This is a genomic window from Sphingobacterium allocomposti (assembly GCF_008124885.1).
Taxonomy (GTDB): domain Bacteria; phylum Bacteroidota; class Bacteroidia; order Sphingobacteriales; family Sphingobacteriaceae; genus Sphingobacterium; species Sphingobacterium allocomposti.
Window position 1 is genome coordinate 1 of sequence record NZ_VNHX01000026.1, and the last position, 14,401, is coordinate 14,401.

9 protein-coding genes and 1 tRNA gene are annotated in these 14,401 nt (G+C 42.4%); 5 read left to right on the forward strand and 5 right to left on the reverse strand.

Annotation, left to right across the window (positions count from 1 at the left end; translation table 11 throughout):
• Positions 1–396 precede the first annotated feature (396 nt).
• Positions 397–1,257 carry a helix-turn-helix domain-containing protein gene (locus BC792_RS15615; protein WP_148909951.1) on the reverse strand — a complete coding sequence of 287 codons (861 nt, stop codon included), beginning with the start codon at positions 1,255–1,257 and terminating at the stop codon, positions 397–399.
• Positions 1,258–1,579: 322 nt separating this feature from the next.
• On the opposite strand from BC792_RS15615, the gene BC792_RS15620 reads away from it, so the two are divergent.
• The 4 genes from BC792_RS15620 to BC792_RS15635 all read left to right on the forward strand — a co-directional run bounded on the left by BC792_RS15620 (position 1,580) and on the right by BC792_RS15635 (position 8,660).
• Positions 1,580–1,984, forward strand: coding sequence for an L-rhamnose mutarotase (locus tag BC792_RS15620; RefSeq protein ID WP_148909952.1), 405 nt, complete (start codon positions 1,580–1,582; stop codon positions 1,982–1,984).
• Between the two features lie 194 nt (positions 1,985–2,178).
• Positions 2,179–3,813 (forward strand): alpha-L-fucosidase, encoded by a 1,635-nt coding sequence (locus tag BC792_RS15625; protein ID WP_148909953.1) that lies wholly within the window; start codon positions 2,179–2,181, stop codon positions 3,811–3,813.
• A gap of 145 nt (positions 3,814–3,958) precedes the next feature.
• On the forward strand, positions 3,959–7,021 hold the full coding sequence (locus BC792_RS15630; protein ID WP_148909954.1) for a SusC/RagA family TonB-linked outer membrane protein: 3,063 nt from the start codon (positions 3,959–3,961) through the stop codon (positions 7,019–7,021).
• A 19-nt stretch (positions 7,022–7,040) separates the two neighbouring features.
• Positions 7,041–8,660, forward strand: a complete 1,620-nt coding sequence (locus BC792_RS15635) for a RagB/SusD family nutrient uptake outer membrane protein (protein ID WP_148909955.1) — start codon at positions 7,041–7,043, stop codon at positions 8,658–8,660.
• A gap of 254 nt (positions 8,661–8,914) precedes the next feature.
• Here the strand turns inward: BC792_RS15635 and BC792_RS15640 are convergent, their stop codons facing one another.
• Complete coding sequence (locus BC792_RS15640) at positions 8,915–10,162, reverse strand: site-specific integrase (protein ID WP_148909956.1); 1,248 nt, start codon at positions 10,160–10,162, stop codon at positions 8,915–8,917.
• Positions 10,163–10,409: 247 nt separating this feature from the next.
• Positions 10,410–10,481: transfer RNA gene (locus BC792_RS15645), tRNA-Glu, on the reverse strand.
• A gap of 265 nt (positions 10,482–10,746) precedes the next feature.
• On the opposite strand from BC792_RS15645, the gene BC792_RS15650 reads away from it, so the two are divergent.
• Positions 10,747–13,230, forward strand: coding sequence for a family 20 glycosylhydrolase (locus BC792_RS15650; RefSeq protein WP_170250054.1), 2,484 nt, complete (start codon positions 10,747–10,749; stop codon positions 13,228–13,230).
• Here the strand turns inward: BC792_RS15650 and ytxJ are convergent.
• Positions 13,220–13,549, reverse strand: a complete 330-nt coding sequence (gene ytxJ / locus BC792_RS15655) for a bacillithiol system redox-active protein YtxJ (protein ID WP_148909958.1) — start codon at positions 13,547–13,549, stop codon at positions 13,220–13,222. The two genes, BC792_RS15650 and ytxJ, sit on opposite strands and share 11 nt — an antisense overlap.
• Positions 13,550–13,563: 14 nt before the next feature.
• Positions 13,564–14,289: a hypothetical protein gene (locus tag BC792_RS15660; RefSeq protein ID WP_148909959.1), complete on the reverse strand. Its 726-nt coding sequence runs from the start codon at positions 14,287–14,289 to the stop codon at positions 13,564–13,566.
• Between the last annotated feature and the right edge of the window lie 112 nt (positions 14,290–14,401).

The window sequence follows — 14,401 nt, forward strand, 5'->3', positions numbered from 1 at the left end:
CTTCGGCAACTCCTTTTAGGGTTCGCACTAGAGGCTGAAAGCCTCTAGTGCGAACCCTAAAAGGAGTGATGTGACACAGTTCAGTTTACACTACCAAAAGATAATTTAATCTTTAGCCACCCTGAAGTCCATAAAAAAGAAGCAACTATCATGAGCAGTAGGAATGCGACGAAGTCCGATTTCGATCACGTTATTTCCTGTATTAAACGAGGAGATATCTGTCCATCGAAATATATCACCCATCAAATTCCTTTTCGACAGCTAAAAGATACGTTCCCTTCGTTATTAAACAGTGAAACCGGAGTAATAAAAGCCGTTGTTAATTTTGATTAGGTTACAAGCAACTACAGAGTAAGTTAAACGTATAAGCTCGAAATAATAATAACTTGGCGGGTACTACATCTCTAATCGCTTTCTATATTTTGTTGGCTTCTCACCCGTGAGCTTTTTAAAAAGCCTATTGAAATAGGAAACGTTTTCAAAACCTAATTGGAAAGCCAATTCTTGGACACTATAATTCTGAAGTAGCATCATCAATTGTGCTTTTTCGATTTTTTTTTGATTTATGTATTTTCCCGGAGTACAGTTCAGCTGTTTTTTAAATAAGCGTATGAAATGATCTTTTGTAAGGAAAGACATGTCTGCCAACTGATCAATGCCGATCGGAGTATGGATGTTACTATGTATGTATTCGAGAACTCTTGCCATTCGCTCGTCGACATTTGGCGTTTTTTGAGTCGCGAAAGCAAAAAAGCGAGATATTAACTGCTGGATAATACCGTGGCTTTCCAATTCAAGTGCAAGCGGTGTATGTCCCTGCATGGCGATGTTTTTTATAAGTTCTGTCGAGTTGTCATAGGCATCGGGATCATAAAATGACAATTCCCTGCCTGGATTAATGGAATAAAGACGTTCGACTAAATCCAGCAGTAGCGAGTCTCCCTCGATTTCAATAGGGAAATTCAACTGGTCAAATACACTCGATTTCTTTTCCAAAGTTTCATAAATATGGATATAGTAAAGACAAAACTCATCGTCACATTCATAGCTATGAGGTGTGTATGAAGGTGTCAGATAAAGATGTCCTTCTTTTAATTGGTATTTGTTCCCATCCCGTTTTAGCCAAGCAGTTCCTTTCTTTACTACGTGAATACGGGTAAATGGACTGTTTATGTTTTTCCAATTCCAATCGGACTGGTGTTCTGCATATCCAATATTCAGTAAAATGAAATCCAACTGATACTTCTCTTTTCGCAAGACTCCTCCTTTTTTATCCTTGGTATATTCTGCTATAATCCGACACCTACCTCCCCCTTATTTGTAACGGATTACAATATAAATATAGCTCTTTTTTTTTCTTCTTGTCCACACGTCACCTATAAAAAAGTCGATATCGTTTAACTTTAAGTCGATTCTTGCAAAGAAAATTCCTCCATGAGGGTTTAGTTTTGGTTTGTTGTAAACCTGATATCAATTTAATCAGTGAGGTATATAATATAGTGGATTATATCATAGATAAACTAAACAAATCCTAATAAATATCTACTTAAGCCCTAAATAAAAAAGAATTTAACACAATATGGAAGTCATAAAAACTAAAGTAGGCTACACGCAAAAAAAACACAATCAACCAATAAAGAGATATTGTCAAACCCTAGATTTAATAGACGATTCACAAATGGTACAAGCGTATGTTGACGCCCATACGGAAACGAATCACTGGAAAGAAATTCGAAACGGGCTCAGAGATGTCGGAATATTAGAAATGGAGATATATATGCTGGGAAACAAGCTGTTTATGGTTATCGAAACGGGTTTAGACTTCGATTGGGACGCAGCCTTTTCAAAACTAGACACATTACCCAGACAAGCCGAATGGGAGAATAAGATGTCTTTTTTTCAACGTTCAAATGGAAAAACATCAAGTGAAAAGTGGCAGTTAATGGAAAGAATATTCTGTCTTTATGATTCCGACGGTGAGTAATGCCCAATGATTCCAATCGAAATAGCGATAAATCGATAAAGTGTAATGTTTTGTCGATAACGTGATTGGAACAGCGATGGCAATTAATTTAACTTTGTTTATTAAATGATAAGCAACCTTTTGTAAGCCGGGTGATCACATTTATTTTTAGCTGATGGTCGTTCGACAACGCAATGTTTAAACGTATAGTTATTATGAATAGAAGAACCGTAATTAAGATGTTAGGCGCCACCATACCTGCGCTGTATTTAAGTAAGAATAGTCTTGGACTGAGTAACTGGGGAAAGGTGCCGTTTAAACCCGATTGGTCATCTTTGGAAAACTATCGTGTACCAGACTGGTTTCGAGATGCAAAGTTCGGCATCTGGGCGCACTGGGGGCCTCAGTGTCAACCCGAAAGAGGAGATTGGTATGCTCGGGGCATGTATGAGGAAGGTTCTGATCAATACAAATACCATGTTGAAAAATATGGACATCCATCGGTTTTTGGATTTAAGGATGTCATCAATGAGTGGAAAGCCGAAAAATGGGATCCAGAAGCGCTCATGGATTTATACAAAAGAACAGGGGCTCAATACTTTATGACTTTAGCCAATCACCATGATAACCTTGACCTGTACGAAAGTAGTCATCATAAGTGGAATAGTATCAACGTTGGACCAAAAAAAGATATCGTGCTTGGATGGGAGAAGGCCGCGAAAAAACGAAGACTCCGATTTGGCGTAAGTGTTCATGCGGCGCACGCCTGGACATGGTACGAAACAGCTCAACGCTCAGATAAGCAAGGACCGCTCAAAGGCGTTCCCTACGACGGAAAGCTGACCAAAGCTGACGGCAAAGGAAAGTGGTGGGAAGGATACGATCCACAAGAGTTATATGTTCAAAATCACCCATTGAGCAAAGGAAGTGAAGAGGGGCATACTATACACAGGCAATGGCATTGGGATATCGACACAGGTGTCAGTATTCCATCAGCGTCGTACTGTGAAAATTTCAAAGATCGAACGTTGGAACTTATCGATAAATACAATCCCGATGTTGTTTATTTTGACGATACAGCTCTGCCGCTATGGCCTATTAGCAATGTTGGACTAGAAATAGCCGCATACTATTATAATAAAAGTATGAAGCAAAATAAGGGAAAGGTCGATGTAGTGATCAATGGTAAGATATTGAATGAACAACAGCGTAAATGTATGGTGTGGGATATCGAAAGAGGGCAAAGCAATAAAATTGAACCGGAACCTTGGCAAACATGTACCTGTATCGGAGCATGGCATTACGATCGACGTGTTTATGACAATAACCACTATAAGTCTGCAAAGACCGTGGTTCATATGCTGGTCGACGTCGTTAGCAAAAATGGAAATCTTTTATTAAGTGTTCCATTAAGAGGAGATGGATCCTTGGATGATAAGGCTAGAAAGGTGGTTGAAGGAATAGCTTCTTGGATGAACATAAATTCGGAATCTATTATAGGAACTAGGCCGTGGCATACTTTCGGAGAAGGTCCTGCGCAATTAGAAGCGCCAGAGCTCCATGCACAAGGGTTTAACGAGGGACGAGGGAAACCGTTCACAAGTGAAGACATCAGGTTTACAAAAAAAGGAAATGTTTTGTATGCCATCATTATGGGAAAACTCGACAAGGAAAGTGTGAAAATAGTTTCTTTGGCTAAAGGAGCAACTGACACGAAAACTGTAAAAAAAGTAAATATGTTAGGATACAAAGGGAATCTTTCCTTTGTGCAAGATCATAATGGTTTGGTAGTTAGAATACCAGAAGCAGCTCCGCAAGACGATATCGGTGTTGTTTTGAAAATTTCTTGATATAAACCGAGAGACTGACATGATTATTAGTATGCTGATTGTCAGTTTTAAATTCTTTCCATCGTTGATAATTTTTCTAGCTCTGGATTTATCCATATGGATCTGTAATACCAGCTGCTTTTCTTAACACAAAAAAGATTAAAAGATGATTGCCAATTTTAAACGATATAGCCATATCAAATGGCACCGTATTGTCGCTATTCTACTCCTAATATTCGTGCAAAACCTTTATGGCCAGCAATACAATTCAATTTCTGGTTTAGTGAAAAATGAAAAGGGAGAACCTATGATTGCTGCGACAGTATTGATAAAGGGGACAAATAAGTCTATATCAACTGACCAAAGAGGAGAGTTCACGCTTCAATACGAGCTTTCAGGTTCGTCGGATATCCTTTCTGTTACTTTCGCGGGCTACAAACCAGTTGACTTGAGAATAGGAGACCAAACCTTTTTTAATATAGAAATGTTACCCGTAACGGAAGGTTTGGAAGAAGTGGTTGTTATCGGCTACGGGACGGAAAAGAAAGTGAATCTTACGGGAGCGGTTTCATCAGTTTCTGAAAAAGATATAGAAAACAGGCCCATTACACAGGCATCTCAAGCACTTGCAGGTCTCGCAACAGGTGTGACTGTCTCACAGGGAGCCGGAAGACCAGGTAATGATGGAGCGTCCATAAGAATCAGGGGAATGGGAACGTTTTCCGGAGCCGGAAATGATCCGTTAGTACTCATAGATGGTTTGGCTGCTTCAATAAATGATATTGATCCCAATAATATAAAGAGTATATCGGTGTTAAAAGACGCCGCTTCGGCATCGATTTATGGAACTCGTGCTGCGAATGGTGTTATTTTAATTGAAACAAAGAAGGGGTCTAGCGGGAGATTGAAGGTGAACTATAATAATACATTAGGGGTGCAGAAAGTGACAGAGCTACCCGATTTCATGAGCTCTGTGAATTATGCGGAGCTGTTTAATGAGGCAAATGTCAATATGGGCCGCGCATTGACCTATACAGATGAGGAAATTGAGAAATTTCGATCGGGCGTCGATAGGGATAATTATCCAGATGTACCCCACCTTAAAAACCTGTTGACTTCGGGTTCTGGCTTTCAAACAAATCATAATCTGGGTTTTTCCGGAGGTTCCGATAAATCTACATATCTTTTCTCCCTTGGCTATTTAAATCAAGATGGGATTGTTGCCAAAAACAATTATCAGCGCTATAACTTTTTGTTAAATTTTACCGGCGAGATACTTGATAACCTAAAGCTGAATGTGAACATAAACGGAAATACAGCAAAAACTGAGGAACCGAAACATTTTGATGGCGATATGATGCATATGATTGGTTTTGCAGTTCGGCAAGGGCCAATTTATGCTGGCAGGAAAAGTGATGGAACATATGGGTATCAGGATAATTACAGCCCCGAGGCGTGGATGTCGAGTGAATCTTTTATTAATCGAGCAAACAAATTTTTCCTTGGTGGAGCGGAACTGGCTTGGGAAATCGTCCCCGGACTTACCTGGAGTGGCAAAGCAGGATATAACTATTCAAGTTATACGGACAACAGCTTCACCTCAGATTTCGTTTTCGACGAAAACAAAAAAGTTGGACCCAATAATCTGAATGTTTCCTCCGGAGATAATTCACTAATTACCCTACAGTCTTTATTAGCATTTGACAAACAGTTTGGCACCCATACACTAAATCTCTTAGGTGGGTATTCAGAGGAAAGGAATCGTTCAGATTGGATGTCCGCTTTTAGGGATAATTTCCCTAGTAATCTCCTTCATGAACTGAATGCGGGCGCTGCATCGAACATGCAATCCTCAGGATCGGCTGGAGAGTGGGCTTTACGATCTTTCTTTGGACGGGCAAAATATAACATTGACGATCGTTATCTCTTTGAAGCTAATGCCAGATATGATGGTACTTCCAGATTTCCGGCAGCGGGTAGATGGGGAATATTCCCTTCTGTGTCCGGAGCTTGGCGTATTTCCGAAGAACAATTTTTCAAAGAAAATGTTCGGGGCATTGACAATCTGAAGATACGGGCATCATGGGGGAAGTTGGGAAATCAGAATATAGGTAATTATCCTTATCAGAATGTTCTAAGCTTGGGATACGGTTATCCTATTGGGGGTGTCCTCGCGCCGGGTGCACGCCTCGTCAATCTGGCTAACGAAGAAATCACTTGGGAAACTACCACCGTCACTGACGTAGGACTTGATATGTCGATATTAAATGGCAAGCTTGATTTCTTAATAGATTACTTTGACAAATATACAGATAATATCCTTTATAACTTGACTGTTTCCAGTGTGCTGGGCTTAACTCCATCAGAGGTCAACGCTGCAGCCGTCCGGAATCGAGGCTTTGAGATCATGGCTCGATATAACACACAGATAGGTAAGGTTGGTCTATCGATTAGTCCCAATTTTTCTTACACTAATAATCGTATAGAAAAACTGGCGGGTGGTTTACAACAGGATATTGAAAAAGGATTGTTTGTTGGAAGTTCTATAGGTGCTATATACGGATATCGCGCAGATGGCCTATTTATAAATGACGACGATATAGCAAATTATCCAGGACAGCCATATTCAGCTGAACCCGGATTCGTACGCTATGCCGATATCAGCGGTCCTGACGGTGTTCCAGACGGAATTGTAGATCCTACGTATGACCGGGAAATAATAGGTAATACCGCTCCTAAATATAGTTACGGAGGAACTGTTAGTCTTGATTACAAAAGGTTCGATTTTTCCATATTGCTACACGGCTTAGCTGGATTTTATCGTCAAATGGGAGCGTATCAGGCATTTGCATTCTACAACGGTGGACAAATTCAAAAATGGCAAGCAGACAACAGGTGGTCACCGGAAAATCCTGATCCTAATGCAGAGTATATAAAACTGACCAGTCTGAATATGGGCTCGGGAACAATCATGACTTCAACTTTCTGGAATAGAAATGCGTCGTTCATCAGACTGAAGAATCTTCAATTTGGCTACTCATTTCCAGAAGAGTTGACCAGAAAAATGAACGTATCAAAACTTAGAGTATTCTTCAGCGGACAAAATCTGTTTTCATTCAACAGCTTTTATAAGGGATGGGATCCTGAAATGAATCAAGGGACAGGCGATAATACTCCGTTTTATCCGATCACTGCAGTGTATACTTTTGGGTTAAATATCAATTTTTAAGGACATTTATCTAACGATCATGAAGCTAAAAAACATTTACATCATTGCCAAATCATCGATATTGTTGCTGGTAGCAGTGGTTACCAGCTGTAGTAAGGGATTCTTTGAAAAATATCCACTGGATGCAGTTTCTGATAACACATTTTGGAATACAGAAAATGATGCGCTGCTCGCGTTAATGGGATGTTATAATACAGGAGCCTTTTGGAAAGGTGAAGATTTCTGGACGCCAAGGAGTTTGTTATATCTCGACTTAATGGCTGGAAACGGCTCGGAAAAAGAATTAATTCCCGACCGCGTGACTGACGGTACGCTGAATTCTGCATACGGGTTGATTGCATCATACTGGGCCAATTCGTATCAAAAAATTGCAGCATGTAACAATTTTCTGGACCATATTGATCAGGTTTCTATGGATGAAACAGAAAAAGAGATTATGGTCGCTGAAGTCCGTACTCTTCGGGCATACGAGTATTTTAACCTTGCCCTATATTACGGAGGGGTACCTTTGATAACAAATGTCCTAACCATAGAACAGGCAAATAATGTCGAGAGAGCAACAAAGGAAGAAGTTTGGTCTTTTGCAGAAAAAGAACTTTCCGAAAGTTATCCTATATTACCCGTTACAAGACCTGCCGATCAAGAGGGACGGATTACTTCTGGAGCTTCTTTGGCGATATTGGGACGACTTCTTATGGCTGAGGAAAAATGGGATGCTGCAGCTAACACTTATAAAACAATTATCGATGCGGACGTCTATACGATAGATCCTGAATTTCTACCTCTTTTCCAACTAGGTAACGGTGGTGGCAAAGAAGTTATTTTGAGTTCTCAATACAAGGAAGATGTTTATGGACATGTTTTACCACAATATCTTTATCCGGAAACTTGGGGAGGTTGGCATCAGTTTTCTCCATATAATGAACTAGTAAAAACTTTTGAATGTATAGATGGCAAAACGATCGAACAGTCTCCGTTATACGAAGTACATAATCCCTATGAAAACAGGGATCCTAGACTGGATTATACTGTATTAATTTCTGATAGATCAGTTTTTAAAGGACAGACATATATTTCCCGTCCGGGAACAACCTCTCCAGACCGTTTTAACCGGTATAACTGGAGCGGGTATGCTATCCGAAAATTTATGGATGATTCATTTGACGGAAATCTTATGAACTATGGAGCAAACTGGCCTCTTATTAGATATGCTGAAGTTCTACTTGGTTACCTTGAATCTAAACTTGAAGCAGGCGACGTAATTGACCGATCCCTGTTGGATCAAACCATAAATAAGTTGCGGAGTAGATCAGATGTTAATATGCCCGCTGTCACTACAACCGAACCAGCCGAGCTGCGGAGCGCTATCAGAAGAGAGCGGAGAGTAGAGTTTGCATTCGAAGGTCTCCGGTATTTTGATATCCTACGCTGGGGTATAGCCGGCGAAGAACTGAACCGGCAATTTACAGGGATGAAATTGACCAACGAGCCTGCCAATTATACGGATTTTGCTGTTGACGAAGAGGGGTATCTTATCTATCAAAAACGGGCATTTAAAATCGGCGTAAATGAACTGTGGCCTATTCCTTTATCGGAATTACAGATCAATAGCCGTCTGAGGCAGAACCCCGGATATTAATCCGGGTGTTTTCCTGGTATGTTAGTTTTAATCGTCAGAGCTTTTTACCCCCCCCCAGCAATCAGCTCCAATGACAGATAGAACTATCAATCAATTTTAAAGTAACTAATTAATATAAACCATATGATACGTAAAAAATACTTTAACAACGTAAAGTTCGTGAGGATGATCTCACTCGTGTTGTTGATATTTGGCTTAAGCAATGCTGCCAAGTCGCAACGTATTACTGTCTCCGGGACTGTAAAGGATAGTACTCAAGTTCTGGGAGGTGTAACCGTTAGTGTACAGGGAACGGCCAGCGTTTCCTCCAATTGATCCATATCGCGTCCTATCCGTGTATCCAACAGTTTAGCGTAATGTTGGGTGGTCTTGATATCCGTGTGGCCGAGCATCTTGGATACCGTCTCTATCGGGACATCATTGGATAGGGTAACCGTTGTGGCAAAAGTATGCCTTGCCATGTGGAAGGTCAGCTTCTTGGTGATACCACAGAGGTCAGCAATCTCTTTAAGGTAACTGTTCATCTTTTGGTTACTGAGAACAGGAAGAAGCTTACCTTTGGAAACACAGGGAGGATAATCCCGGTAACGTGAAAGAATTTCCAATGCCTTTGGCAATAAGGGAATATTCGACGCGGTCTCTGTTTTCTCCCGATTGGTAAATATCCAAAGCTTGCCTCCGAAACCTTTTCCGATATCGCTGACGGTAAGTTTTTTAACATCGGCGTATGACAGCCCTGTGTAGCAGCAGAACACAAAGATATCACGTACATGTGCAAGTCTTGGAACGCTAAACAATTTACGCTCTATGCGCTCCAGTTCGTGTTCGTTAAGGAATTCTTTTTCTTTCGCTTTGGCCGAATTCTTATAAGAAGCAAAGGGATCATCAATAATCCATTTGTGTGCGATGCACAACTTTACGATCTTCCGCAGATGCTTGATGTACTTGGCAGCCGAAACCTCTGAGCAACCCTGCGCAGAACGTAGGTAAAATTCGTACCCCGTTACAAACCCGTGATCGATCTTTCTGACATCAATGTCGGAACATTCGTGCTCTGTCTTTAGATATTGTTCGATGTGGGACAGCGAGGTCTTATACCCTTTGAGTGTATTGGGTTTAAATCCATTGCCCAGCAATGCTTCCATCTGCCCATTATGTTCAAGGAAAACTGCCAACAGTGTTTTTCTCTTGATATCCTTTCCAAGATATTTCAGTTTGATAGATTCTGAGGTAATATCCTCTCCTCCTTTGGTCATCTGGAGGTGGATGTCAGCGACTTTGTGCTCAAGGGTATCCAGATATGCGTTCAGTGTTTTAATGTCCTCTTTGGTTCCCTTGGCACGGTTTGCCTTGGAGATCCATTTAGTAGGTTCACAATCTTGACCGGTGGAAATTTCTTTGGGAATGCCATCCACGGTGATGCGCATGTAGATCGGCTTCGGGCCGCTCACGTAGTTTTTTGGTCTCTTCAGGTAGAAGAGCAAAGAATAATTTGTACTCATGATTTTATCATTTAAGTGAAACAAACTTAGCTTTGCAGCCTAACGAAATCAAGATGTTCAGTTATTGAACAGGTTGTCGTTCAACAACTTAATGTACTTTCAGTGAGTAGCGGTAGGTTAGGGATTGACTCACTGAATCACTCACTGTTTTTATGCGAATAATTGAATGAATCAGGATGCTGTAAAAAACAAAAAGCCCGCAAACGTTTAATTTGCAGGCTTTTGTATGTTTTGATTTCAAGATGTGTAGCCCGTAGGGGAATCGAACCCCTGTTTCAAGAATGAAAATCTTGCGTCCTAACCCCTAGACGAACGGGCCTTGTTGTGTTTCGGTGTGCAAATATAGAAAGGATTATTTATTGTGCAAAATAAATTTTAAAAAAATAGAGAAGTCGGAAAAAAGGTTCTTTAGCGCATGGTAGATTATGGATAAAAATCATTAGTATTGTCCTGTTGAGCGCTCTAGGGCTTCTTAGTTCTCCGGATACCTTCAAGGATGACGGTTCTGTCGGAGCGGGGATGCCAGCCCGGGACTATCCTGCACAATGAATGAGTGTGGTTATTTCTTATTGGAATTTTTGAATATGAGACGAGTCTGTGTAATTTCCTCGGTGTTGATAGGAATTTTGTTGGTTGGTAACTGCTTGTCGCTATTAGCCCAACCTGTTGTTTCAAAGGTTGAGCTGATCTGGCGGCCTGCCTCATCTTATGATGGAAAGGACAACCTGGAGCTGGATCTGGTGCTGAAAAACCGGTCTGCCGGGATTATTGCTTTAGACGGGGCGGATCTTTGGTTTAACGCGATTCTCCCTATAGCGGAGAAGAAAACGGATGTGTACGAGCTGTCTGAGGAAAACGGAAACTTATTCCGTATCCGTTTTGAAAAAGGCGTGCGGCTGGCTGCGTCCGACTCGTTGATTGTCACATACACCTCCCGTTATCCGATATTTAATGTATCCAGTGCCCCTAACGGTTTTTATTTTCAGGATCGGCGGAATCCTGCCAAGGTGGAATCTGTCAATCTCATCCTCGAAGATATGCCGTTGTCTGATGAAGCGCGCCATGCCTATTGGGCCACGCTGTATGACAAGAATCATGTTAGGCAGGCATCGTCAGCCAAGAACTTGATTTTACCCAGTCCAAAGTCGCTGAAAACAAGCCGGGGCCAGCTGTTGCTAAAGGGGGAAGTGGGGTATAACATCGATCCCGCTTTTGAATCTGAACAGCCCAATTTCGATGATTTTGCGAAACTATTTGGACATATCACGTTCGTTCCGCGGGCTGACGGAGCACTAGTGACGATCCGTAAAGCGGCGGGGTATGGTCGCGAAGCGTACTCCCTGCAGGTTGGCAAGAAAGGAATTGTTATCGAGGCGACGGAGCCAGCAGGCGTGTTCTATGCACTACAAACGTTGCGGTCGGCTCTCGGCGCTTCGGCGCTCCAGAACCATACGGTTCATGTCCCTTATATGGAAGTAGACGACGAGCCCCGTTATGCCTACAGGGGATATATGATGGATATCGCCCGAAACTTTAAGGATAAAAAAGTTATTTTAAAGTATATAGACCTTATGTCGCATTATAAGCTCAATACGTTTCACCTTCATTTTATAGATGACGAGGGATGGCGTATCGAGATAGCGGCGTTGCCTGAGTTGACAGAGATCGGTGCTAACCGTACGCCTCTTTTCGCGCAGCGCACGGGAATTCAGCCGTCGTACGGTTCGGGAGCTGTTTCTACAGCAAAAGATTACCTGAGCCGGCAGGATTTCATAGACATCTTGAGGTATGCCAAGCAACGCCATATAACCGTGGTTCCTGAGATCGAGACACCTGGGCATGCGCGGGCCTCGATCAAAGCAATGGAAGTACGTTACCAGCGATATATGGCGAAGGGAAACAAAGCGGAAGCCGAAAGATATCTCCTGCACGACTTTGATGACAAGTCTGTTTATAGCTCGGCGCAGTACTGGAACGACAACGTGATGAACGTTGCATTGCCTTCCGTGTACGATTTTCTTTCGGTAGTTTTAGACGAAATCAAGGGCATGTATGTTGAAGCGGGTGTTGAACTAAAGAAGGTATCTCTAGGGGGAGACGAGGTGCCGGTCGGTGCATGGGAAAAGTCGCCCAAAATTAGGTCCTTGATGGACAGCTTAGGTATGTCATCGGTGCATGAGGTATGGCCTTATTATATCACCAAAATAAACGAGCTCTGTCGGCAGAAAGGACTTCAGCTTGCCGGTTGGGAGGAAATGGGCATGGTTAATGACGGAACAGGCATGAAGGTAAACGGCGCGCTGGCATCGGCTAACATCCAGCTCGATGTGTGGAACAACCTTATTGGCGGAGGGCAGGAGGATCTGGCCTATAGGCTTGCGAATGCGGGATATCCCACTGTTTTTATCAGTGCAAACAACAACTATTTTGATATGGCGTGGGACACCCATTTCGAGGAGCCGGGGCTAAAATGGGCAACCTATGCGGATCTGTATCAATCGTTTACATTCTTGCCGGAGCATTTTTTTGCGAACATCCACCACAGTGTGAACGGAGCGAAATACGAGAAAGGATTTTTTGCGGATAAAGTGAGGCTAAGCGAAAAGGGGAAGGCCAACCTTTTAGGGATAAAAGGAGGGCTTTGGTCGGAGACCGTTGTTTCTGAAGAACGTCTGGATTACATGATGTTCCCGCGTTTTTTTTCGTTAGCTGAACGGGCATGGGCGCCACAACGGCCTTACGAAAACGACTTTTCGTTCGATATTCGTGCCTTTAATAAAGACTATAGCGCCTTTCTCAATAAAGTTAGTCTGGATGAGCTGCCCAAGATCGCTTCGACGGCACGTTACCGGTTACCTGCCGTCGGTGTGAAAGAAGAAGGGGGACGGTTACTCGCAAATGCTGAATATCCAGGCTTCAAAATTTATTACACGACTGATGGCAGTATGCCCACTTCTCAAAGTGCCGTTTACACACGTCCTTTGACAGTCGAGAGGGGAACCACCTACCGGTTTGCCGTGATCGATCAGGATGGCCGCCGTGGGACGGTTTCACTGATCAGGAAATAAACGGAAGTACGTTCCTGAGATCAATGTCCTGATGTGAGGCATGATATAGGCAGGTGTCTCCCTGTAATACCAAAAGCTGGGGAGACTCGTGTCTTACCTGCCAGCGCTCGGCAATATAGTCAGAGATATCACGTAAGGCAATCAGATCGAGGTAATAGATTGCCGTGTCGTTGGGCAGCATAGCAAAGTCATACGCCAAGTTCCGTTTGGCCATGCTGCTTACGGAGCAACGCGTGCTATGTTTAAACACAACTACCGGCTCGCCCGTAGCGATAGCTTCCTGAAGCTGTTCTTTCGAAGATAATGTTTTCCAGGCCATGATGGTGCTTCTTGCTATAAGTTAGAAAATTTTGATTCTTCCATATCTGTAAAAGCTGCTGCAGTTGGGAAGGTGGCGCTTTTCTCGGAACCGTCCATGCTTTTGAAGACTGTCGGCAAAACCAAACCTCCTCCGATGTCTTTGTAGCCATTCACAAAATATTCATTCCCCTCTTTGTCGATAATCTGTTTGATATATCCTGTTTCTCCATTAAAAAGGAGTTCTCCGGATAGGCTATTGTCTTTCAGCTGAAAGGACACGGACAGCAGCTTTTCGGCATTCACAATTTTTGACGAAACCTTTCCTGTTCTGGTGTCGGGAGCGTCTATCAAAGCAGGCAGAAAAATAAAGGCGGCATCTTTTTTAAACTGCTCGTTGATCCTTGTAAAAACGGTATTTACTTCTGTGGACACGGGCCTTTCTTCTCCGTTACTGAAAAGCTTCGACAACTTTTCGGTTTTGAAGTTGAAGAGTGCGACAATATTGTTTCCACTCTCGGTCTTGCCTTCGAAGCGGACCTGTCCAGAACGTTTGTTTATGAGAAATTTACGCCCGTTTTGCAGAAATTCGGAATCGTTTCCTGTTACGGAAAACAAAATATAGTTGGTACTATCCCATTTGGTCTTTCCGCCTATGCCCCGCCATAAAGATGAGCTCAGCTCAAGAGGGGCCTGTGCCTGGGCGATCTCTTGTGAAAAGACAAGAAAATTGATGATGACTGCTGTTAGGAATGTTTTCATAGTTGACTCCTATTAATGGATAAGGAACCATTTTCTTTGACAAAAGTTTAAAAGATGAATGGCTCCTTAATAAATACGGTTACGGTGTGTATAAATGTATGCTTTTCCCAAC

Bases quoted from the DNA above. Each gene is read 5' to 3' on its own strand.
- BC792_RS15620 (WP_148909952.1), top strand. From the start codon at position 1,580: ATGGAAGTCATAAAAACTAAAGTAGGCTACACGCAAAAAAAACACAAT.
- BC792_RS15625 (WP_148909953.1), top strand. From the start codon at position 2,179: ATGAATAGAAGAACCGTAATTAAGATGTTAGGCGCCACCATACCTGCG.
- BC792_RS15630 (WP_148909954.1), top strand. From the start codon at position 3,959: ATGATTGCCAATTTTAAACGATATAGCCATATCAAATGGCACCGTATT.
- BC792_RS15635 (WP_148909955.1), top strand. From the start codon at position 7,041: ATGAAGCTAAAAAACATTTACATCATTGCCAAATCATCGATATTGTTG.
- BC792_RS15640 (WP_148909956.1), bottom strand. From the start codon at position 10,162: ATGAGTACAAATTATTCTTTGCTCTTCTACCTGAAGAGACCAAAAAAC.
- BC792_RS15650 (WP_170250054.1), top strand. From the start codon at position 10,747: ATGAGACGAGTCTGTGTAATTTCCTCGGTGTTGATAGGAATTTTGTTG.
- ytxJ (WP_148909958.1), bottom strand. From the start codon at position 13,549: ATGGCCTGGAAAACATTATCTTCGAAAGAACAGCTTCAGGAAGCTATC.
- BC792_RS15660 (WP_148909959.1), bottom strand. From the start codon at position 14,289: ATGAAAACATTCCTAACAGCAGTCATCATCAATTTTCTTGTCTTTTCA.